General features: G+C 33.4%; 16 protein-coding genes and 1 tRNA gene. 9 read left to right on the top strand and 8 right to left on the bottom strand.

Annotation, left to right across the window (positions count from 1 at the left end; genetic code table 11):
* Window positions 1–14: 14 nt before the first annotated feature.
* The 4 genes from BP92_RS0101280 to polA all read right to left on the bottom strand — a co-directional run bounded on the left by BP92_RS0101280 (window position 15) and on the right by polA (window position 4,376).
* Complete coding sequence (locus BP92_RS0101280; protein WP_026724379.1) at window positions 15–656, bottom strand: SdpI family protein; 642 nt, start codon at window positions 654–656, stop codon at window positions 15–17.
* A 3-nt stretch (window positions 657–659) separates the two neighbouring features.
* Complete coding sequence (locus BP92_RS0101275; protein WP_008256034.1) at window positions 660–914, bottom strand: autorepressor SdpR family transcription factor; 255 nt, start codon at window positions 912–914, stop codon at window positions 660–662.
* A 119-nt stretch (window positions 915–1,033) separates the two neighbouring features.
* Window positions 1,034–1,456: a hypothetical protein gene (locus BP92_RS0101270; RefSeq protein ID WP_026724378.1), complete on the bottom strand. Its 423-nt coding sequence runs from the start codon at window positions 1,454–1,456 to the stop codon at window positions 1,034–1,036.
* Between the two features lie 64 nt (window positions 1,457–1,520).
* Window positions 1,521–4,376: a DNA polymerase I gene (gene polA, locus BP92_RS15605; RefSeq protein WP_035692673.1), complete on the bottom strand. Its 2,856-nt coding sequence runs from the start codon at window positions 4,374–4,376 to the stop codon at window positions 1,521–1,523.
* Between the two features lie 133 nt (window positions 4,377–4,509).
* Here polA and BP92_RS0101255 point away from each other — a divergent pair, with 133 nt between their 5' ends.
* The 3 genes from BP92_RS0101255 (at window position 4,510) to BP92_RS0101245 (ending at window position 7,769) form a co-directional block, all read left to right on the top strand.
* Window positions 4,510–6,042, top strand: a complete 1,533-nt coding sequence (locus BP92_RS0101255; protein ID WP_035692586.1) for a DUF4394 domain-containing protein — start codon at window positions 4,510–4,512, stop codon at window positions 6,040–6,042.
* A gap of 128 nt (window positions 6,043–6,170) precedes the next feature.
* The gene (locus BP92_RS0101250) at window positions 6,171–7,397 is read left to right on the top strand and encodes a metallophosphoesterase (protein WP_026724376.1); all 1,227 of its coding nucleotides are present in this window, start codon (window positions 6,171–6,173) and stop codon (window positions 7,395–7,397) included.
* 75 nt (window positions 7,398–7,472) lie between these two features.
* On the top strand, window positions 7,473–7,769 hold the full coding sequence (locus BP92_RS0101245) for a thioredoxin family protein (RefSeq protein WP_026724375.1): 297 nt from the start codon (window positions 7,473–7,475) through the stop codon (window positions 7,767–7,769).
* On the opposite strand, the gene BP92_RS0101240 is transcribed toward BP92_RS0101245, so the two are convergent.
* Together BP92_RS0101240 and BP92_RS0101235 are read right to left on the bottom strand one after the other, a co-directional pair.
* The gene (locus BP92_RS0101240) at window positions 7,766–8,404 is read right to left on the bottom strand and encodes a polysaccharide deacetylase family protein (RefSeq protein ID WP_026724374.1); all 639 of its coding nucleotides are present in this window, start codon (window positions 8,402–8,404) and stop codon (window positions 7,766–7,768) included. The genes BP92_RS0101245 and BP92_RS0101240 overlap by 4 nt on opposite strands.
* Window positions 8,405–8,480: 76 nt before the next feature.
* Window positions 8,481–11,681 (bottom strand): glycosyltransferase family 117 protein, encoded by a 3,201-nt coding sequence (locus BP92_RS0101235; protein WP_026724373.1) that lies wholly within the window; start codon window positions 11,679–11,681, stop codon window positions 8,481–8,483.
* A gap of 156 nt (window positions 11,682–11,837) precedes the next feature.
* Between BP92_RS0101235 and BP92_RS0101230 the strand changes: the two genes are divergently transcribed.
* A tRNA-Gln gene (locus BP92_RS0101230) sits at window positions 11,838–11,908 on the top strand.
* A 121-nt stretch (window positions 11,909–12,029) separates the two neighbouring features.
* On the opposite strand, the gene BP92_RS0101225 is transcribed toward BP92_RS0101230, so the two are convergent.
* Entirely contained in the window at window positions 12,030–12,854 is an 825-nt protein-coding gene (locus BP92_RS0101225) for a universal stress protein (protein WP_026724372.1), read from the bottom strand.
* A 170-nt stretch (window positions 12,855–13,024) separates the two neighbouring features.
* Between BP92_RS0101225 and rimP the strand changes: the two genes are divergently transcribed.
* Genes rimP through infB form a run of 3 tightly spaced genes read left to right on the top strand, consistent with a single transcriptional unit; the run spans window position 13,025 to window position 17,618 of the window.
* Window positions 13,025–13,492: a ribosome assembly cofactor RimP gene (gene rimP, locus BP92_RS0101220; RefSeq protein WP_026724371.1), complete on the top strand. Its 468-nt coding sequence runs from the start codon at window positions 13,025–13,027 to the stop codon at window positions 13,490–13,492.
* A 13-nt stretch (window positions 13,493–13,505) separates the two neighbouring features.
* A complete protein-coding gene (gene nusA, locus BP92_RS0101215) occupies window positions 13,506–14,747 on the top strand; it encodes a transcription termination factor NusA (RefSeq protein WP_026724370.1) in 1,242 nt (413 codons plus the stop codon).
* Between the two features lie 48 nt (window positions 14,748–14,795).
* Entirely contained in the window at window positions 14,796–17,618 is a 2,823-nt protein-coding gene (infB, locus tag BP92_RS0101210) for a translation initiation factor IF-2 (RefSeq protein ID WP_026724369.1), read from the top strand.
* 60 nt (window positions 17,619–17,678) lie between these two features.
* On the opposite strand, the gene BP92_RS0101205 is transcribed toward infB, so the two are convergent.
* The gene (locus tag BP92_RS0101205; RefSeq protein ID WP_026724368.1) at window positions 17,679–18,068 is read right to left on the bottom strand and encodes an SPOR domain-containing protein; all 390 of its coding nucleotides are present in this window, start codon (window positions 18,066–18,068) and stop codon (window positions 17,679–17,681) included.
* 216 nt (window positions 18,069–18,284) lie between these two features.
* On the opposite strand from BP92_RS0101205, the gene BP92_RS0101200 reads away from it, so the two are divergent.
* Complete coding sequence (locus BP92_RS0101200; RefSeq protein WP_026724367.1) at window positions 18,285–19,565, top strand: c-type cytochrome; 1,281 nt, start codon at window positions 18,285–18,287, stop codon at window positions 19,563–19,565.
* 32 nt (window positions 19,566–19,597) lie between these two features.
* Window positions 19,598–22,633, top strand: coding sequence for a TAT-variant-translocated molybdopterin oxidoreductase (locus BP92_RS0101195; RefSeq protein ID WP_026724366.1), 3,036 nt, complete (start codon window positions 19,598–19,600; stop codon window positions 22,631–22,633).
* Window positions 22,634–22,638 lie beyond the last annotated feature (5 nt).

The following is a 22,638-nucleotide window of genomic DNA, read 5'->3' as shown; positions in this document are numbered from 1 at the left end:
GAGATTTTATTTTGTTACTGATTTTTAATTTTTTTGAATTCTAAATACGAATATACAATTGGAACAATAGTAATAACGGCAGTAATTCCTAAAAAAGTATACAATTGCATTTCGTTTGGTAACAAAAATGTCAACGCCATTAAAAGCCCGCCAACGAACCATAATTTTCCGCCCATTAAATGTGTTTTTTTCCAAACTTCTTCGTTTTCTAGTGTCCAAGGTGTTCTAATTCCGATGAAATAATTCGGTTTTATGGTTTTGAAATAATTACCTAAGAAAGCAAAAAGTAAGCCAATAATGGCAAACACAAATCCGGGATTGCTACTTTTTTGTTGAACACTATACAAAATAAAAACCGCTAAACCCGACATGAATAAAGTAAGAATCATTCGTAAATTATTCAGTTTGTTTCCCATGTTTTGCAGTTTTTGTTTTGGGTCAATAGAAGGAATAATTAGGAAAACAAAATAGGTGATTCCAACTAGCATGAATAATGTTACAAGAAGTTCTTTTTTATCGCCATAGCGATCAATTTCTCCAGCGCCATTCCAATGCATTGGAACTTTTTCTGGTAACCGATTCCAAATGTAAATTAGATAAGCAAAAGGAATTAAAGCAATTGCTAAAAACGGAATTTCTTTTTTAAACTTTTCCATATTCTATTTTTTTAGAGTAATAATCCATTGTAAAATATCATCAACAATTGTAGTATTTAAAGAATAGACTACAAATTGTCCTTTTTTCTCGCTCGTGACTAAATCGGCACGTTTTAAAATATCTAAATGATGCGAAATACTAGGCTTTGAAATATGAAATTGGTCCGCAATATCGCCAGCTGTCATTTCCTGTTTACGCAGCAATTCCAGAATATCTCTTCTGGTTTCGTCGTTTAAGGCTTTGAAAATTGCGTTCATATTAATTTATATATTTAGACAAATATCTAAATATTATTTGAAATGACAAAATGATTTTAAAAAAATTAACCCGATAGGTTTTGAAACGTATCGGGTTTGTAATAAATATTTGAGACTTCTTATTCAATTACCTCATGGACTAAATATGAATTTAGTGTGATTCCTTTATTGTTGTCTTTTGTAAATGAAATCTCATCAAGAGTTTTGCCTTTTTGGTAAATGGTTAATATTTCCATACTATATTTTGTCTCATTAACATCATTTTTTGTTACGCTAGAAGTTTGAGTTTTATTGATGTCAACTTTAATTATTTCTCCATAGTCTTGTAGGTTTTTCTTGACTAATTTGCCAAGTTCTTCTTTAGGAATAGATTTGTCTAAGTAACTACTAATTTTGGTTGTGTCTTTATTAGATAATTCTTCATAAAATTTAGTTGCTAATTCTTTAGCAAATTCAATATCTTCAGGAGCATTGTTTTTTGTGGTAATGTTTTCACATGAAGCCAAAATTGCTAAAACGGCTACTAATAAAATTTTCTTCATTTCTAAATATTTGTTTTAATTGTTATTATAAACTGCCAACTGCTACTGTCCACTGAACACTTTCCTAATGCGCTTCCAACCAATTTTTACCCAATCCAATTTCCACATCTAATGGAACTGCCATTTTGAACGCGTTTTCCATTTCGTGTTTGATCATTGGTTGAATTTTTTCTAATTCGGAGTTGTGTACATCAAATACTAATTCGTCATGTACTTGCAATAGCATTTTTGATTTCCAATTTTCAGAAGTCAGTTTTTTGTGAATGTTAATCATCGCAATTTTAATAATATCCGCAGCTGAACCTTGAATTGGCGCATTCACTGCATTTCGTTCCGCACCACCACGAACAATTGCGTTGGCTGAGTTGATGTCTTTTAAATAACGTCTTCTTCCCGAGATCGTTTCTACATAGCCGTGTTCTCTTGCAAAATCCACTTGCTCTTGAATGAACGATTTTAATCTTGGATACGTTTTGTAATACGCTTCAATTAATTCAGCACTTTCTTTTCTTGATAAGTTGGTTTGGTTGCTCAATCCAAAAGCTGAAACACCATAAATAATTCCAAAGTTTACGGTTTTTGCATGACTTCTTTGCTCTTTTGTCACTTCGTCTAAAGGCACATTGAACACTTTTGCGGCCGTACTTTTGTGAATGTCTTCGTGATTTTGAAACGCTTTAATCATATTTTCTTCGCCACACAAAGCCGCAATAATACGCAATTCAATTTGAGAATAATCGGCAGAAAGTAGCGTGTAGTTTTCATCGCGCGCAATAAACGCTTTTCTAATTTGTCTTCCTCTTTCGGTACGAATAGGAATGTTTTGTAAATTCGGATTATTCGAACTCAAACGACCTGTAGCGGCAACCGTTTGCATATAATCAGTATGCACTCTTCCTGTTTTTTTATCAACTTGATTTGGTAAAGCGTCAATATAGGTACTTTGCAATTTCACCATTTGACGCCATTCTAAAATATCGCGCACGATTTGATGTTCGTTAGCCAAATAACTCAACACTTCTTCGCCAGTGGCATATTGACCGGTTTTAGTTTTCTTTTGTTTCGCGCCACCAATTTTTAGTTTGTCGAATAAAATATCGCCCAACTGTTTTGGAGAAGCCAAATTGAATTTCTCGCCAGCGGTTTCATAGATTTGTTGTTCCAACGCATCGATTTCTTTTTGCATGTCAACCGACATACTTTTTAGAAATTCCACATCTAAGCGAATTCCTTCTTTTTCCATGTCTGCTAAAACAGGAACTAGCGGAATTTCGATTTCGTCGAATAATTTTTTCGTACCTACTTTTTCTAAAATCGGTTGGAAATGTTCTTTTAATTGGAAGGTAATATCAGCATCTTCGGTTGCATATTCTTTGATATCTTCCAAAGGAACATCGCGCATCGACAATTGATTTTTTCCTTTTTTACCAATTAAAGTTTCAATGGATTTAGGCGAATATTTCAAATAGGTTTCCGACAAAACATCCATATTATGTCGCATATCTGGATTAATTAAATAATGCGCAATCATGGTGTCGAATAATTTTCCTTTGACTTGAATATTGTAATTGGAAAGAATTTTCAAGTCGTATTTCATGTTCTGACCAATTTTTTCGATGTTTTCATTTTCGAAGAATGGTCGGAATTTTTCAATTAATGTTTGTGCTTCTTCCTGATTTTCAGGAAACGGAACATAAAACCCTTTTCCTTTTTCGAAAGAGAATGACATTCCTACCAACTCGGCATTCAAAGCGTCAATTCCAGTAGTTTCTGTATCAAAACAAACCGAAGTTTGATTCAATAAATTCTGCATTAACAATTTTACTGGCAAATCGCCTTGAACAATTTGATAGAAATGCGTTGTATTTTCTAAAGTCGCATAATACGAATGATTCGCTGTTGGTTCATCCGATTCTTCACTAAAACCGAACAAATCAAATTGATCTTCGTTTGATTTTTTAGCTGGAGCTTTTTTAATGGGTTGCTGAATTTCAGAAGTAGTTCCGTTAGAATCAATCTCATCATATTCTTTTCCGCTTCCAAAAAGTTTATCAAACTGCGCTTTCATTTGACGGAATTCTAATTCCTGAAACAAAGCATCAGTTTTCTCCACATCAGGTTTTGATAATTCGTAATCGTCAGCATCAAATGTCACCGGACAATCGAGTAGGATAGTGGCTAATTTTTTGGATAAAATTCCCAATTCTTTATTGGCTTCAATTTTATCTTTCATCGCACCTTTTAATTGATGCGTATTGGCTAATAAGTTTTCTAAAGTACCATATTCCGCTAAGAATTTTTTAGCAGTTTTTTCACCTACGCCAGGCAATCCTGGAATATTATCGGCAGAATCGCCCATCATTCCTAAGAAATCAATCACTTGTTCTGGGCGCTCAATTTCAAATTTTTCTAAGACTTCGGGAATTCCCCAAATCTCGATGTCATTCCCCATTCGAGCAGGTTTGTACATGAAAATATTTTCCGAAACCAATTGCGCAAAATCCTTATCTGGCGTTACCATGAACACTTGAAAACCTTCTTTTTCGGCTTGTTTAGCCAATGTTCCAATTAAATCATCGGCTTCAAAACCTGCTTTTTCGATAATTGGAATGTGCATTGCTCTTAATAATTCTTGAATATAAGGAACAGCAATTTTAATTGCTTCTGGAGTTTCGTCACGATGCGCTTTGTATTCTTGATACATTTCAAAACGGTAATCGCTTCCGCCTTTATCAAATGCTACTGCTAAATGGTCAGGTTTTTCGCGTTTAATTACATCCATCAAAGAATTCATGAATCCCATAATGGCAGAAGTATCCATTCCTTTCGAATTGATACGAGGATTTTTTATAAAAGCATAGTAACCTCTGAAAATTAAGGCGTAAGCATCGAGTAAAAAAAGGCGTTTTTGTGACATAATATTGGTGTTCTTTAATTTTTCAAAGTTATAAAAATATATGTGTTTTTGGTCTTTTTTGTTTATTACAGAAAAAATCTCATAAAATAAAACCATGATTTCATGTTTTTCGTAAGTGAAGAAAAACAAATTAATTATGAGACAAATTTTATTACCTGTGAAATCAGTTTTACTGATGAGTCTTTTGACAATTTTTGTAGCATGTTCTGATGACGATACTGCTCCAATGCCTCAACCAGAACCAACTCCAATGCCAGAAGTGGCTCCTTTGGTAAATTTTACTGCTCTTAGTAATGACAATAAGATTTACTATTTTAATGCTAGAAATTTGGAAGCACCAATTCGTAATCTAACAATAATGGGATTACAATCAGGTGAAAACATTTTGAGCATTGATTACAGACCTGCTACGGGTCAGCTATACGGTTTGGGTTCTACTAGCCGTTTGTATATTATCAATGAAGTTTCTGGTTTGGCAACGCCAATTGGAGCTGCTCCGTTTTCACCACTGATTGAAGGCACTTCAAGTTCTATTGATTTTAATCCAACGGTAGATAGAATTCGTTTGGTTTCAAATAACGGTCAAAATTTAAGATTACATCCTGAGTTAGGTACTGTTGTGGCTACAGATGGAAGTATCAATGGTGTTATGAATACTAAAATTGAAGCAGTTGGTTATACAAACAGTTTTGCGGGAAGTACAGCAACTATGTTGTATGATATTGATTATACTACTGACAAGTTGTATCTTCAAAACCCACCAAATAATGGGACTTTAGAACTTGTAGGGGCTTTAGAAGTAGATTTTGAAGGAACGGGAGGATTGGATATTTTACCAGATTCTAACTATGCAATGGCAGTGAATAATAAAAATAATGAATCAAGATTATATACAATCAGTTTAATGTCTGGAAAAGCTACTTGGATAGGAACTTTTTCTCAGCAAATTGTTGAAGTAGCTTTTAAATCAAAACCAATTGCTTATGCAACCTCTTCTTCTAACATGTTATATAGAATTCATCCGCTTTTAGGTTCTTCAAATTCAATTGCTTTAACTGGAATGAATGCTAGTGAGCAAATTGTAGGATTAGATTTTAGACCAGCAAACGGTGCTTTATATGCGGTAACGAATCAAAGTAGATTGTTAACAATAAATACGGCAAACGGACAAGTAACAGCGGTAGGTTCTGGATTAACTCCGGCGCTTTCTGGTTCAGATTTCGGCTTCGACTTTAACCCAACAGTTGATAGAATTCGATTGGTAAGTAATACTGGACAAAACTTACGTTTACACCCTGATTTAGGAACGGTTGTATCAACGGATGGGAGTTTAAATCCAGGAACACCTTCTGTAACTGCTGCTGCCTACACTAATAATTTTGCACAAAGTACTACTACACAACTTTTTGTAATTGACACAAGTAACAATAATTTATATTTACAAAATCCACCAAATAATGGAACGTTAGTTTTAGTTGGAAGTTTAGGTATAACCGCTTCATCTATGAATGGTTTTGATATTGGAGGAAACAGTAATGAAGCCTTCTCAATTTTAACAGTAAATGGTACACAAGCTGTTTACAGAATCAATTTAACAACTGGTGCTGCAACTCGTGTAGTGAATTTTTCACCAAACGTAACTGCAATGACTGTTGGCTTAGGATTTTAAAGAGTTTTAGTTATTAATTTCAAAGGCTGTAAATCTAAATTGTTTTACAGCCTTTTTTAATCGTTAAAATTTTAATAAATACGTATTGAATTGACAAAGTTGTAGTTACTTTGCAAAAAAAAGAGCTAATGATTCGTTGGATTGTTTTTTTAGTATTTGTAATCATTCTTGAAATCTATGCTTTTCAGGCATTTAAGACTTTGATAAAATCAAAGTGGTTTTTTGTATTCTATTATGTAACCTCTGCTATTGCCTTAGCATATATTATTTATCAATTATATCATTTTGACAGAAGTGTTGGTCAAACGCCACAAACCATGACGACTTTTGGTTTGTTATTGTTACTTTATGTGCCAAAGTTATTATTGACAATTATTTTATTCGGAGAAGATATTGTTCGTTTTTTTGTGGGTTTATTTTCTTTGGTTAACAGTGATTCAGAAGGTTTTTTGCCAGAAAGAAGGCGTTTTGTGAGTCAGATTGCTTTAGGAATAGCTGCTATTCCGTTTGCTTCTTTTTTATACGGAATTACCATTGGAAAATATAATTACAAAGTAATCAGACAAACGCTTTTTTTTCCTGATTTGCCAGATGCTTTTGATGGAACAACGATTACACATATTTCGGATGTTCACAGTGGAAGTTTTGATGATGCAGAAAAAATTCAATATGCAATTGATTTGATTAATGAACAAAATTCGGATATGGTTTTGTTTACGGGTGATATTGTGAATACTCATGCTACCGAAATGGATCCTTGGATTGATACTTTTAAAGGAATTCATAATCCTAAATATGGAAAATTTTCTGTTTTAGGAAATCATGACTATGGGGAGTATGTGGATTGGCCATCAAAACAAGATAAGCTTCAAAACTTTGAGAATATCAAATCGATTCATAATAAAATTGATTTTAAATTGTTGTTAAATGAACATGTAAAAATCAAAAAAGACAATCAAGAATTGGCAATCGTTGGAGTTGAAAACTGGGGAAGAAAATTTGGTGAACGTGGCGATTTAAATTTAGCTTCTAAAGGTTTGTCTAAAGAAGATTTCAAAATTGTAATGAGTCATGATCCGAGTCATTGGGATGAGAAAATTCAGCACGATGACAATCATTATCATTTAACATTATCAGGACATACACACGGATTCCAATTTGGGATAGAAATACCTGGTTGGGTAAAATGGAGTCCAGTACAATATGTTTACAAACAATGGGCAGGATTGTATGAAAATGCTGGAAGATATATTTATGTAAATCGTGGTTTTGGCTTTCATGCTTATCCTGGTAGGGTAGGAATTATGCCCGAAATAACGGTTATTGAACTAAAAAAAGGAGAAAAAGTAGCGTAATTCAGTAAAAATGCTACATTTGTATATTATTTTCGTGTGAAAATTAATATTTTTGATACTAATAAATTGCAATTTATGTCAAAATTTGGAGAACTTATCGATGCTCAAGTACCTGTACTAATCGATTTCTTTACAGAGTGGAATGAACCTTCAGTAGCTATGAATGAAGTAATTCGTCATGTAGCGGCTGCTTTAGGAGATAAAGCGCGTGTAATTAAAATTGATGTGGATAAAAATCAGGAATTAGCTGAAGCGCTTCGTATTAAAGGTTTACCTACTTTAATGATTTATAAAGAAGGTCAAATGGTATGGAGACAAAGCGGTGAACTTGATGCTAACACTTTAATTTCTTTAGTGCAAGAACAAGCCTAAGAAATTACATCGAAAACAAACCCCTTATCTTTTAAAACTTGTATTGCTTTTGGCAGTGCATATTTCAGATTTTTTTCTGCTTTTACGCTATCGTGAAATACGATAATACTTCCTTGTTCCGTATTTGAAATTACATTTTCTAAGCATTTTTCTTCTGAAACGGTTGAGTCAAAATCATAGCTTAACACATCCCACATAATTATCTTGTAACCAAATTGTCTAATTGTTTTAGATTGACTTGGTTTGATTTTTCCATAAGGAGGACGAAATAAAAACGAGTGTTTAGTGTTCAGTTTTGAATGTTCAGTTTCGCACAACTTGAAATTTTCTATATAATGATTAGTTTCGGTGTTCCAGCCGTTCAAATGATTAAAGGTGTGATTTCCTGTTTGATGACCTTCAGCAAGGATTCTTTTATAAACTTCGGGATGTTTTTTCATGTTATCACCTATACAAAAGAAAGTAGCTTTTATGTCTTTCGATTTTAAAATATTTAAAACCCATTCAGTTACCTCTGGAATTGGGCCGTCATCAAACGTTAAATAGATTTTATTATCCGAATTTGGAATATCCCAAACCAGATTATTGAAAACCTTTTTAATCCATTTATTTGTTTTAACCCAATTGAAGTTCATGTTGTAAAATTAGCATAAAAAAAATGTTCCAAACGAAATTTCTTTCACTTGGAACATTTTGTGTTTTAGAAATTAGTTATTCCATGTCTCTACCAAAACGTTGAAACATTTTATTGAAATTATTAAATTTCACTTTTTCTTTATTATAAAATTCTAAGTCATTTGCGTTTTTTGCAACTTGAAGCAAATTCCTATATTGTTCAATGTCGGTAACAATATCCATAGCGCCAAAGTTTTGTTCGCTAGGTTTCCAACTATTGTAAAAAGTTAGATTTTCCTGATATTTTTTAATTACTTGAGAAATAATTTCTCTAGCTTTTTCTTTTTTACCAACTTCGTAATATCCCATTGCAAATGGTTCTAGCATAGAATAATATTCGAAATATTGAATTGGCATTTTTTCCATTGCTAAGTCAATTACTTTTTCAGCTTTATCCTTTTTGCCTTCTATAATTAAGGTTTCCATCAAGCGAGCCAAATTAGTTCTATAACTAATACTGTTTTTGCGTGTTTCAGGATCGTGATAAATAATTGGTTTTCCGCTATTGCCCCAATCCCATTTCATTACAATATTGTACATTTTTTCAGAATCAATTTGTCCCATTTTCATTGGACTTGGAGATTCAGCAGGCGTTTTAATTGGAACTAGTTTAAAACACATACCATCTAATTGAAGGTAATCTTTCATCCAAAGATAATCGTCTTCACCAAAACTTCCACCTGTAAAATAAATAGGACGTTTCCAATTATTTTGATTTACGATGTCAAGCATCATCAAACGATTTTTGTAAAGCGCGTCATCTTTAATTTCAAATTCTATTGCCGGAACAATTGAATCATAGAATTTTTCTGAAACTGCTTTATTTTTTATTACCGCTGCTTTATCGATAGGGTAAATTACTTTTTTAGATGGGAAATAATTGATTTTACGACCATTATTCAATTCGATTTTAGCTCTTTCATCATCTAAAGCAATGAATTTAAGCATTTCGTCTAATAATAAAGGTTCTTTAGTTCTTTCTACAAATAAACTATAATCTCTGTTGCTTCCTTTGTATTGTTCTCTGTTAAATGAACTTGGAATTGGTTCAGAATTATGCGTTTTCATTTTCATTTGGTCAATATACCAATCCGTCATGAATAAGCTAGTATTTACAATACGAATGTCGGTTCTATAGCCTTCAATTTCTTGCATGTACCAAAGAGGGAATGTGTCGTTATCGCCAATTGTAAATAAAATAGCATTAGGCTCACAAGAATCTAAATAAGCCTTAGCCATTGTTAAAGCAGTGTCTTTATTAGAACGATCATGATCGTCCCAGTTTTGTGACGCTAACACTACTGGTGAGGCTAATAAAGAAAGAACTAATACAACTGGAATAGCAATTTTAGGTTGAATGTATTTTTTCAAAGAATCAAAAATAGCATAAATACCATAAGCAATCCACATAGCAAATACATAAAACGAACCTACTAAAGCGTAATCTCTTTCTCTTGGTTCAAAAGGTCTTTCGTTTAAGTATATTTTTAAAGCTAAGCCTGTAAATAAAAATAATGTAAGTAAGACATAAAAACTTTTAATATCTCTTTTTGCATGGAATACCATTCCTATAATAGCTAAAATAAAAGGTAAGAAGAAATAGGTGTTTCTTCCTTTGTTGTTAGCCATGTCAGAAGGAAGATTTTTTTGAGTTCCAATGAACATTTCGTCAATAAAATCAATACCACTTAACCAATTACCATTGGTGTTGTCATATTTTCCTTGTTCATCGCTTTGTCTTCCTACAAAATTCCACATCAAATAACGAACATACATGTATCCAAATTGATATTGTACCATAAACTTCATGTTGTTGAAGAAAGTAGGTTTGTCTACAATTAAATATTCGCCATAACCTTTTAAAAATTTATCGTAGTCTTTTTCGTCAACCTCACCGGCATCATAAGCTTTTCTAAATTGGGTTACGATATTTACTAATTCATCCTCGTGTGCGTATTCTGGATTTATTCTGAATTCTAAAGGTTCAGTAAAAATCATATAATTTTCATTATGCTCATTACTCCACATTCTAGGTAAGAATGCTTTGTGAGCATCGTCCGTATTTTGTTTTGCGTTGATGTAATCGTTGGTAATGATATATTTTTTTGTTTTGTAATCACGCTCGTAGTTAGGCTTGTCGTCTAAATACGGTGTAACAGGATCTAATCCAGAGTAAGTGTCTGAAAATTGAGGTCCATAAAATAATTTTTGTTCTCCATATTGCTCACGATTGTAATAAGCTAAAACCTCTGCAGCATCTGATGGTTTGTTTTCATTAATAGGAGTATTAGCATTTGCACGAATTGGCAACATCATCCAAGTTGAAAATCCAATCAAGATAAAAAGAGTTGCTAAAATTAAGGTGTTGTAAAAAACGTGACCTTTTTTCTTAGTATAATTTAATCCAAAATAGAAAGCAGCCACAATTAAAATAAAGGCAAAGATTGTTCCTGAGTTAAATGGCATTCCAAGGCTATTCACCATAAAAATTTCAGTTTTACCAAAGAAAGCTAACGTATATGGGAGTAATAATTTAAAAATAAAAAGTAGAATAGCAATAATAACTACATTAGCTATTAAGAAGCTTTTTAAAGTTACATTGTTATATTTTTTAAAGAAATATAAGAATCCAATTGCGGGAAAAGCTAATAAAGCCATAAAGTGAACTCCAAATGAAAGTCCGATTACCAATGAAATAATCAATAGCCATTTATTTCCACGAGGTGTATTGATTTCTTGTTCCCAGCGTAATCCTAGCCAAAATAACAAGGCAATCAAGAAAGTTGCCATGGCATAAACTTCTGCCTCCACTGCATTGTACCAAAAACTATCAGTAAAAGTAAATGATAAAGTTGCAACAACGGCACTGCCTAAAATCATGACAGCATTGTTTGTTGAAAGTTCTTTTTCTCCAATAATTAATTTCTTCAATAAAATGGTTAACGACCAAAACATGAAAAGAACTGTAAAAGCACTTGAGAATACAGAAAGGTAGTTCACCATTAAAGCTATTTTGTCTGGGCTAAAAGCGAACATTGCGAAGAAAGCACCTAGCATTTGAAATAAAGGAGCTCCAGGTGGATGTCCTACTTCTAGGTTAGCCGAAGTTGCGATATACTCACCACAATCCCAAAAACTCATTGTAGGTTCTACTGTTAATGAATAAGTAATTAATGCTACCATAAAAGTAGACCATCCTAAAATAGTGTTCCACTTTTTAAAGTTGAATGAATTCATATTGTATTTTGATTTTTCTATATTCTCCTACAAAGAAACTATTTTTTTGTTTACGATTTCGTTTTAATAATTTTTTTAATATTTTTTTTAGAAAAATTTGCAGAATAAAAAATATGCATTACATTTGCACTCGCAATCGAAAAGGTTGTTAGGTATTGGCCCATGGTGTAATGGTAACACTCCGGTTTTTGGTACCGTCATTCAAGGTTCGAGTCCTTGTGGGCCAACAAAACTCCACTTAGAAATAAGTGGAGTTTTTTATTTTTGTAAACATTTAATATTGTATAAGTTATAATAAAAAAAAGACCGCTATTGCGGTCTTTTTTTATGGATACAAATCTGTGAAAATTAGATTTTGAATGTAATAACTGGTCTTTTAGCGTGATTTACTAAATCTTCACTAATACTTCCATTGAAGAAGTGTGATAAACCTTTTCTACCGTGTGTGCTCATTCCGATGATGTCCGCATCAATGCTTTTTGCAAAATGTAAGATGCCTTTTTCAACATTAACATCGTTGTAAATATGTGTTGAGTAATTGTCGATTTTAAAGTTAGCAATAAACTCATCCATTTGTTTTTGAGCTACCTTAGTAGATTTGAAATTGTTCGGAGTGTTGATGTTTGCTAAATAAAGGTGTGAGCCAAATTTGTTTACAAACTCTACAACTTTTTCAAATGGTTTTTTAATTTCGTCTGAAAAATCAGAAGCAAATACAAATTTTGCTGCGCTGAAAGTGTCTTCTTCTCTTTTTATAACTAGTACTGGAACCTCAGAATTTCTTACTACTTTTTCTGTGTTAGATCCGATAAACATCTCTTGGAAACCATTTGCTCCATGAGATCCCATAACAATCAAATCTGCATTGTGAGCTTCTCCGTTTTTAATAATTCCTTCAAAAGCCATTTCAAATTGAATAATTCTTGAAATTTTAACGCCGTTTAAATAATCAGCATCCATTAATTCATCAAGTTTTGCTACGGCTGCATTTTTGAAAAACATTAATTCTGGAATATCGTGAGCTCTTGAAAGAGCGTCGTTTCCTGTTGTTGGTAATTCCAACATATGTAGTAAAAAAATCTCACCGTCATTTTTTTTGGCGATTTGTGCTGCAACTTTTAATGCGTACTCTGCGTGTTTTGAAAAATCGGTTGGTACTAAAATTCGTTTCATAAGTTTGTTTTAGGTTATTTTAATGGTGTAAAATGAATTACACTATAAAAGTACAAAAAATATCCAAACTGACAATGTTTTTTTTAATTCAAAAAAATTTGTATATTTGCATCGTTATTAAAGGACTAAGGATTATGAGGCACGCAAAGCGTGCCTCTTTTTATAAAAATATGACGTTTAAAAGTAAAGTTCAAGAAGTGCTAGATGCGGCATTGGCCGAGCGTGAGCATCTTTTTTTAATTGATTTGTCCATCAATGATGCTAATAAAATTAGTGTTATTTTAGATGGTGATTTTGGTGTAAATTTGCAAGATTGTATCGACGTAAGTAGAGCGGTTGAGAATAATTTAGATCGTGAAGAGCAAGATTTTTCTTTAGAAGTGGCTTCGGCGGGTGTATCAAGTCCGTTAAAATTAGTAAGACAATTCAAGAAAAATATTGGTAGAACTATCAAGGTTAAGACCATTTCTTCAGAAGAAATTGAAGCTAAATTATCAATGGCTGACGATGAAAAAATAACTTTAGAGTGGCAGGCGCGTGAGCCAAAAAAAATAGGTAAAGGAAAAGAGACGGTGGATAAAAAACTGGAAATCCCTTATGAGAATATTAAAGAAGCAATTGTTATAATATCATTTTAAATAAAGAGTTGACATGGAGAATATTGCATTAATCGAATCGTTTTCAGAATTTAAAGACGACAAACTCATAGATAGAGTTACACTAATGGCAATTTTAGAAGATGTATTTAGAAATGCATTGAAAAAGAAATACGGATCAGACGATAATTTCGATATCATCATTAATCCTGATAAAGGAGATATGGAGATTTGGAGAAATCGTGTTGTAGTAGAAGATGGTGAGGTTGAAGATCCAAATTCTGAAATTTCTTTGTCTGAAGCTAGAAGAATTGAGCCTGATTTTGAAGTAGGTGAAGATGTTTCTGAAGAAGTAAAATTAATTCAATTAGGAAGAAGAGCTATTTTGGCTTTGCGTCAAAATTTGATTTCTAAGATTCATGAACACGACAATACAAATCTTTATAAACAATTTAAAGATTTAATTGGTGATATTTATACGGCAGAAGTGCATCATGTTCGTCCAAAAGCTGTAATTTTGATGGATGATGAAGGAAATGAAATTGTTTTACCAAAAGAAAAGCAAATTCCAAACGATTATTTCAAAAAAGGAGATAATGTAAGAGGGGTTATTGAAAATGTTGAATTGAAAGGTAATAAACCTCAAATCATCATGTCAAGAACTGCTCCTGAATTCCTTGAGAAATTATTCGAACAAGAAATTCCTGAAGTATTTGATGGTTTAATTACTATCAAAAAAGTAGTTCGTATTCCAGGTGAAAAAGCAAAAGTGGCAGTAGATTCTTATGATGATAGAATTGACCCTGTTGGAGCATGTGTGGGAATGAAAGGTTCTCGTATTCATGGAATTGTTCGTGAATTAGGGAATGAAAATATCGATGTAATTAATTATACAACAAATGCTCAGTTATATATTACAAGAGCATTGAGTCCGGCAAAAGTTTCTACAGTTAAAATCAACGAAGAAGCTAAAACGGCAGAAGTATTCTTAAAAATTGAAGAAGTTTCTAAAGCTATTGGTAGAGGTGGAAATAACATCAAATTGGCTAGTTTATTAACGGGTTATGAAATAGATGTAATCAGAGAAGGTGTTACTGAAGAAGAAGATGACGTAGAATTAAGAGAATTCTCTGACGAAATCGAAGCTTGGGTAATTGAAGAATTTGAAAAAATCGGTTTAGATACAGCTAGAAGCGTATTAAATCAAGATGTTGCTGACTTGGTGAGAAGAACAGATCTTGAAGAGGAAACTATTTTAGATGTAATCAATATATTAAAAGAAGAATTAGAAGGATAATTCTCTAACCAAACAACACAACAATACAAAGAATTTTAAAAAGGTTATATGTCTGAAGAAAGAGTAATAAGAATAAACAAAATTTTAAGGGAGTTAAATATTTCTCTTGATAGAGCTGTGGATTTTCTAAAAGAAAAGGGTCATGAAATTGAGTCGAGTCCAAATGCTAAAATATCTCAAGAGGAATACAAAGTCTTATGTGGTCAATTTTCTGCTGACAAAGGGAATAAGGTAGCCTCTCTTGAAGTGAGTGAAGAAAAGAGAAAAGAGAAAGAGGCGCTAAAACGCGAACTTGAAAAAGAACAAGAAGCGAAACGTTTGCAGGAAGAAGAGCGTCAAAGACAAGAGATTATCAAAGCTAAGGCAGTTTTATCTGCTCCAAAAGCAGTTGGTAAAATCGATTTAGATCCTAAAAAACAAGAAGTTAAGTCTGAAAAACCAGTTTCTGAAGAAAAACCTGTTGTTGTGTCAGAAGAAAAGCCTGTTGTCGCTGAAGTTAAGTCTGTTGAAGCAAAAGTTTCAGAACCAGTTAAAACGGAAGTTAAAGAAGAGGTTCCTGTTGTTAAAAAGGTTGAAGTTGCTAAACCGGCTAAAGAGGTTGAGTCAAAAGTAGAAACCCCTTCAGAAGAAGTAGGTGAAGTAAAAATTGAAACACAATATCAAAAGTTATCAGGAGCTACTTTCACGGGTCAAAAAATTGATTTATCTCAATTTGATAAACCTAAAAAGAAAAAAGAAGATCCTAAAAAAGATTTTAAAAAGCCTGGAACTCCTCAAGGTCAAAATGCTGGTGGAGCAAATGCGGCTAATAATAAAAACAAACGTAAGCGTATTGTTAAACCAGGTACGCCTGGAGCTCCTGGAACAAACAATAACGCTGGCGGACCTAAAAAAGAGTTTGTTAAAGGTAATGGAGCAGGAGGTTTTAATAAAGGTAAAAAACCAATTATTCAAAAGGTAGAGCCTTCTGAAGAAGACGTTAAAAACCAAATTAAAGAAACCCTTGAAAGATTACAAGGCAAGGGTAATAAATCAAAATCGGCAAAATACCGTAGAGATAAAAGAGATTCACACCGTCAACGTGTGGATGATGAATTACAAGCACAAGAAGAAGGGAGCAAAACATTAAAAGTAACTGAGTTTGTTACTGTAGGTGAAATTGCATCTTTAATGGATGTGCCAATTACAAAAGTAATCGGAACTTGTATGTCGCTTGGAATTATGGTTACGATGAACCAACGATTAGATGCGGAAACATTATCTATTGTAGCCGATGAGTTTGGATATGAAGTAGAATTCATTACAACAGATATTGAAGAAGCTGCAGAAGTAGTTCAAGATAATCCAGAAGATTTAGTACACAGAGCGCCAATTGTTACTGTAATGGGTCACGTTGACCACGGTAAAACCTCTTTGCTAGATTACATTCGTAAAGCAAACGTTATTGCGGGTGAATCAGGAGGAATTACACAGCACATTGGAGCATATGGAGTAATTTTAGAAAATGGCGAAAAAATCACATTCTTAGACACACCTGGTCACGAGGCGTTTACTGCAATGCGTGCCCGTGGAGCTCAAGTTACCGATATAGCTATTATTGTAGTTGCTGCCGATGATGAAATCATGCCACAAACAAAAGAAGCTATCAGTCATGCTCAAGCTGCTGGTGTGCCAATGATTTTTGCTATTAACAAAGTGGATAAGCCAGCTGCTAATCCAGAAAGAATTAAAGAACAGTTAGCGGGTATGAACTTGCTAGTTGAAGATTGGGGTGGTAAATATCAATCTCAAGATATTTCGGCTAAATTTGGTCAAGGAGTGCCTGAATTATTAGAAAAAGTATTGTTAGAGGCTGAAATTTTAGAATTAAAAGCCAATCCTAAAAAGTTAGCTCTTGGAACTGTAGTGGAAGCTCAGTTAGATAAAGGAAGAGGTTATGTTTCTACTATTTTAGTTCAAGCAGGAACACTTCGTATTGGAGATTATGTATTAGCTGGAAAAAATCATGGTAAAATTAGAGCCATGTTTGATGAAAGAGGTCACCAAATTAAAGAGGCTGGACCGTCAACTCCAGTGTCTGTTCTAGGTTTAGATGGGGCGCCAACTGCAGGTGATAAATTTAATGTTTACGAAGACGAGAGAGAAGCAAAACAAATTGCAGCTAAGCGTACACAACTACAACGTGAACAATCGGTTCGTACTCAAAAGCATATTACGCTTGCCGAAATTGGTCGTCGTATTGCTTTAGGTCAGTTTAAAGAATTGAATATTATTCTTAAAGGAGACGTGGATGGTTCTGTTGAAGCATTATCGGATTCATTCTCTAAATTATCTACCGAAGAAATTCAAATCAACATTATTCATAAAGGAGTTGGAGCAATTACAGAATCTGACGTATTGTTAGCTTCTGCTTCTGATGCGATTATTATCGGATTTAATGTTCGTCCTCAAGGAAATGCAAAACAATTAGCTGAAAAAGAAGAAATCGATATCCGTAACTATTCAATTATTTACGACGCAATTGACGACTTAAAAGACGCTATGGAAGGAATGTTATCTCCAGAAATGAAAGAAGAGATTACAGGTACTGCCGAAATTAGAGAATTGTTTAAAGTTTCTAAAGTGGGAACTATTGCAGGATGTATGATTACTGATGGTAAAATCTTTAGAAATTCTAAAATACGTTTAATTAGAGAAGGAGTTGTAATTTACACAGGTGAATTGGCTACTTTAAAACGTTTCAAAGACGATGTTAAAGAAGTTTCTAAAGGATACGATTGTGGTATGCAGATTAAAAACTACAACGATATTCGTGAGTACGATTTAATCGAAGGATTCCATGAAGTGGAAGTGAAGAAAAAATTGAAATAATTCAATTATAAGCAATAAAAAAAGCCATTCAAATGAATGGCTTTTTTGTTTTTATTTGTTTTAATTAGAAGGTTTGATGATTAATGCTGTTGGATATTTTTTCTTAATATCTACCATTGCGCGTTCTACTTCTATTCTTGTTTTAAAGTTTCCAATCCATACTTTATAGTTGGGGCTGTTGAAAATAATAGTTCCGTCAAGATCTTTGAATTCTTTTTTAAATTCTTGTAATTTCTTTTTGGACTCCTCACTGTTTCCATAAAAAATTTGAATTTTATATCCCTCATTTAAAAATAAACCGGTGTTTAGTTTTCTTTTTTCTTTTAACAATTGGTCAATTTTTGGGTCCACCGAAACATTTGTTTTTCCGTCCTGAGCCCTTGACGATAAACAAAAAAATGAAGATAGAATAAAGAAGTACAATAAGTTATGTTTTGATAAGTTTTTCATATGCAATTGATTTTAATACAAAAGTACAATTTAAGATGATATCTTAAAGACTGAAAATTATTTAGAATAAATATAAATTACATTTTAAGATAAAATTAAGGTTTTAATAATAGTTCGAATATTGTATTTTTGTCGGAGTTTTGAAAAAATAACGTGTTGTTTTTAGATAAGGTATATCTAAAAGTATACCAAATTAAGTCGATAATCATTTTAAATATGAAAAAAGTGGGTAACCATAAATCGTTTTCAAAGATTTTCTTCAGTTTAGCATTCGTGCTAGTAACTTCTTTATCTGCATTCTCTCAAGATGCAGCAAAGGGTAAAGAAATATTCAATACCAATTGTGCAGCATGTCATAAATTAGATGCAAAAGCTACGGGTCCAGCACTTCGTGGAGTTGAGGCTAAGTATGACAAAGAATGGTTGTATAAGTGGGTAAAGAATAGTGGAGAATTAATCAAGTCAGGAGATGCACAAGCTGTAAAGGTTTTTGAGGAGAACAATAAAGTTCCAATGCCTGCATTTCCACAATTGTCAGATGAAGATATTGACAATATTTTAGCTTACACTTCTGAGCAAGCTCCTGCTGCACCTGCTGCGGTTCCTGGAGCGCCTGTTGCTGCAACTGGTGATGTTGCTGCTGATGATTCAGGTGTTTCTAATAATATAATATTAGGAGTGCTTTCGTTAGTAATGATGATGTTGGTTGTTATGTTGTTCTTAGTGAACAATATGTTAACTAAGATCACAGGTGCTAAAGGATTAGAAGTTGCGCAAAAAGATCGTTCTGTAATGAACATTTTTAAAGCGTATGCTAAAAATCAGTTTTTAGTATTAGTTTCTGCAATCTTGTTATTGTTGGTTTCTGCTTATTTTGCATACGGATGGATGATGCAAATAGGTGTTGATCAAGGATATGAGCCAGTACAGCCAATTCACTATTCACACAGAATTCACGCTGGTGAAAACGGAATTGACTGTAAATACTGTCACTCTGCTGCAAGAGTTGGTAAACATTCTAACATTCCTTCGTTGAATGTTTGTATGAACTGTCACAAAAACATTAGTGAAGTTGCTGAAACAACTGCTACAGAAGAGCATTCTAAAGTGTTCTATGATGAGCAAATCGCTAAATTATATGATGCTGTTGGATGGGACAAATCGTTACAAAAATACACAGGAAAAACTAAACCAGTTAAATGGGTTAGAATTCATAATTTACCAGATCACGTTTATTTCAATCACTCTCAACACGTAACTGTTGCAGGAGTTGAGTGTCAAACTTGTCACGGTCCAGTTGAAGAAATGGAAATCATGAAACAACATGCTCCATTAACAATGGGATGGTGTATCAACTGTCACAGAGAAACAAATGTGAAAGTAGAAGATAATGCTTACTACAAAAAAATCCATGAAGAACTTTCTAAAAAATACGGAGTATCTCAGTTAACTGCGGCTCAAATGGGAGGTTTAGAATGTGGTAAATGTCACTATTAATAAAATAATTTAAGAAGCTAATATACTATACAATGGCATCAAACAAAAAATACTGGAAAAGTGTTGAAGAACTAAACGAAAATAGTTCTATTGTTGAGACGCTAAGAAACAACGAGTTTGTGGAACCAATTCCGGTTGACCAGTTTTTAGGAGATAAAGAATCTTTGTCTGCTTCGTCAACTACTCGTCGTGACTTTTTAAAATATGTTGGATTTAGCACGGCTGCAGCTTCATTAGCAGCTTGTGAAGGTCCTGTTGTAAAGTCAATTCCTTACGTAGTTCAACCAGAAGAAATTATTCCTGGTGTTGCTGATTATTATGCAACAACAATGGCTGATGGTTTTGATTTTGCTAATATTTTAATCAAAACTCGTGAGGGTCGTCCTATTAAAGTAGAGAACAATAATTTAGAAGGAGCAAAAACTGGAGCAAATGCAAGAGTTCATGCTTCTGTTCTTTCATTATATGATAGTTTACGTTTGAAACAACCTAAAATTGCTGGTAAAGATGCAACTTGGGCTGACGTAAACACTAAAGTTAAAGCTAGTTTAGAAGATGCTAAAGCAAAAGGTGGAAATGTTGTAGTGTTAACAAATACTATGGCAAGTCCTTCAACTGATGCTTTAATTGCTTCTCTAGTTGCTAAATATCCAACAACTAAACATGTTGTTTATGATGCAGTTTCTGAATCAAACGCTTTAGATGCTTTTCAAGCAGTTTACGGTGTAAGAGCTTTAGCTAATTATGATTTTTCAAAAGCAGATGTTATCGTTTCTGTTGGTGCAGATTTCTTAGGAGATTGGCAAGGAGGAGGTTTTGATGCAGGGTATGCTCAAGGTCGTATTCCTAAAAACGGAATGATGTCTAAACATATTCAAATTGAATCTAACATGTCTTTAGCAGGTGCTAATGCAGATGTTAGAATTCCAATGACAGTTGCGCAACAAAAACAAGCTTTAGCAGATTTATATTATGCTGTTGTTAATGGTGCTCAACCTAAAAATGCTCAAATAGCTAAAGCGGCTAAACAACTTGCAGCTGCTAAGAGCAAAGGTGTTGTTGTGACTGGTTTAGATGATGTAAATGCACAATTAGTAGTTTTAGCTATTAACAATGCTTTACAATCTGCAGCTTTCAATCCTTCTGATGCTATCCTTACTAGAAAAGGAGATGCAAAAGCGGTTGCTCAATTAGTAGCAGATATGAAAGCTGGAAAAGTTCATACATTAATTATGAATGGTGTTAATCCAGCTTATACTTTAGCAAATTCTAAGGATTTCGCTGCAGCTTTAAAATCAGTTAAGCTTTCAGTTGCTTTCTCAATGAAAGAAGATGAAACTTCAACTTTAACTACAATTGCTGCTGCGGCTCCACATTATTTAGAGTCTTGGGGTGATGTTACAATTACTAGAGGTAATTACAGCATCATGCAACCAACGATTCGTCCTTTATTCAATACAAAACAGTTCCAAGACGCTTTATTAACTTGGACAGATAATACAGTTGCTTATTATGATTTCTTAAAATCTTTTTCTGCTACTTCTTTAGCTGGAAAATCTTGGAATCAAGCAGTTCATGATGGTTTTGTTGCTTCTGTAGCAAGTCCATTAACTGCAGCTTCTGCTGATTATGCTTCGGCAGCTTCAGCTCTAGCTCAAGCAAAGTCTTCTAATTTCGATTTAGTATTATATTCTAAAGTTGGAATGGGAGATGGTCAACAAGCAAACAATCCTTGGTTACAAGAATTTCCAGATCCTATTACAAGAGTATCTTGGGATAACTACGTAACTATGTCTAAAGCAGATGCTGAAGCAAATGGATTCAAAAACTGGAATGTAGCTAACGGAGGTTTAAACGGAAGTTATGCAACTATTAAAGTAGGAAATGCTACTTTAGAAAATGTACCAGTTATAATTCAACCAGGTCAAGCAAAAGGAACTTTAGGTTTAGCTTTTGGATATGGTAAAAAATTAGGATTAAAAGAAGAGATGCAAGTAGGTGTTAATGCTTATGCTTTATACGCTAACTTAAACTCAAATCAATCTGCTACTATTACTGTTGCTGATGGAGAGCATGAATTTGCTTGTGTTCAGTTGCAAAAAACATTAATGGGTAGAGGTGATATTATCAAAGAAACTACATTAGAAGTTTTCAATACTAAAGATGCTAAAGTTTGGAATCCAGTTCCAATGGTATCATTAGATCACAAACCAACAGCTGCTACAGAAGTTGACTTATGGGATTCTTTTGACAGAAGCGTTGGACACCACTTTAATTTATCTATTGATTTAAATGCTTGTACAGGATGTGGAGCATGTGTTATTGCATGTCACGCTGAAAACAACGTACCGGTTGTAGGTAAAGCAGAAGTTAGAAGAAGTAGAGATATGCACTGGTTACGTATCGATAGATATTATTCTTCTAAAGAAACTTTCGCTGGTGATATTGAATTAAAAGAGTCTGCTGGTGGATTAATGAATTCTATCGATACTTTCTCAAGTATGGAAGATCCTTCAGAAAATCCTCAAATAGCTTTCCAACCTGTAATGTGTCAGCACTGTAATCACGCTCCTTGTGAGACAGTATGTCCTGTAGCTGCAACATCTCATGGTAGAGAAGGTCAAAACCACATGGCATACAACAGATGTGTTGGTACTCGTTACTGTGCTAACAACTGTCCATATAAAGTAAGACGTTTCAACTGGTTCTTATATAACAAAAACAGCGAGTTTGATTATCACATGAATGATGATTTAGGTCGTATGGTTATCAATCCAGATGTAAATGTACGTTCTCGTGGAGTTATGGAGAAATGTTCTATGTGTATCCAAATGACTCAAGCAGTTAAATTAAAAGCAAAACGTGAAGGTAGAGCAGTAGGTAAGGATGAATTCCAAACAGCTTGTTCTGCAGCTTGTTCAAGTGGTGCTATGAAATTTGGAGATATCAATGATTCAGAATCAGATGTTGCTAAATTAGTAGAATCTGACAGAATGTATCATTTATTAGAGCACATCGGAACAAAACCAAACGTGATGTATCACGTGAAAGTTAGAAACGATAAATAAGTATT

This window comes from Flavobacterium sasangense DSM 21067 (genome assembly GCF_000686885.1).
In the GTDB taxonomy this organism is placed as follows: domain Bacteria; phylum Bacteroidota; class Bacteroidia; order Flavobacteriales; family Flavobacteriaceae; genus Flavobacterium; species Flavobacterium sasangense.
Note: the sequence above shows the minus strand (reverse complement) of the source record. Positions and strands in the feature narration are given on the sequence as shown.

Excerpts from the sequence above, each read along its gene's own strand:
- BP92_RS0101280 (WP_026724379.1), bottom strand. The coding sequence starts at position 656 with ATGGAAAAGTTTAAAAAAGAAATTCCGTTTTTAGCAATTGCTTTAATT.
- BP92_RS0101275 (WP_008256034.1), bottom strand. The coding sequence starts at position 914 with ATGAACGCAATTTTCAAAGCCTTAAACGACGAAACCAGAAGAGATATT.
- BP92_RS0101270 (WP_026724378.1), bottom strand. The coding sequence starts at position 1,456 with ATGAAGAAAATTTTATTAGTAGCCGTTTTAGCAATTTTGGCTTCATGT.
- BP92_RS0101255 (WP_035692586.1), top strand. The coding sequence starts at position 4,510 with ATGAGACAAATTTTATTACCTGTGAAATCAGTTTTACTGATGAGTCTT.
- BP92_RS0101250 (WP_026724376.1), top strand. The coding sequence starts at position 6,171 with ATGATTCGTTGGATTGTTTTTTTAGTATTTGTAATCATTCTTGAAATC.
- BP92_RS0101245 (WP_026724375.1), top strand. The coding sequence starts at position 7,473 with ATGTCAAAATTTGGAGAACTTATCGATGCTCAAGTACCTGTACTAATC.
- BP92_RS0101240 (WP_026724374.1), bottom strand. The coding sequence starts at position 8,404 with ATGAACTTCAATTGGGTTAAAACAAATAAATGGATTAAAAAGGTTTTC.
- BP92_RS0101235 (WP_026724373.1), bottom strand. The coding sequence starts at position 11,681 with ATGAATTCATTCAACTTTAAAAAGTGGAACACTATTTTAGGATGGTCT.
- BP92_RS0101225 (WP_026724372.1), bottom strand. The coding sequence starts at position 12,854 with ATGAAACGAATTTTAGTACCAACCGATTTTTCAAAACACGCAGAGTAC.
- rimP (WP_026724371.1), top strand. The coding sequence starts at position 13,025 with ATGACGTTTAAAAGTAAAGTTCAAGAAGTGCTAGATGCGGCATTGGCC.
- nusA (WP_026724370.1), top strand. The coding sequence starts at position 13,506 with ATGGAGAATATTGCATTAATCGAATCGTTTTCAGAATTTAAAGACGAC.
- infB (WP_026724369.1), top strand. The coding sequence starts at position 14,796 with ATGTCTGAAGAAAGAGTAATAAGAATAAACAAAATTTTAAGGGAGTTA.
- BP92_RS0101205 (WP_026724368.1), bottom strand. The coding sequence starts at position 18,068 with ATGAAAAACTTATCAAAACATAACTTATTGTACTTCTTTATTCTATCT.
- BP92_RS0101200 (WP_026724367.1), top strand. The coding sequence starts at position 18,285 with ATGAAAAAAGTGGGTAACCATAAATCGTTTTCAAAGATTTTCTTCAGT.
- BP92_RS0101195 (WP_026724366.1), top strand. The coding sequence starts at position 19,598 with ATGGCATCAAACAAAAAATACTGGAAAAGTGTTGAAGAACTAAACGAA.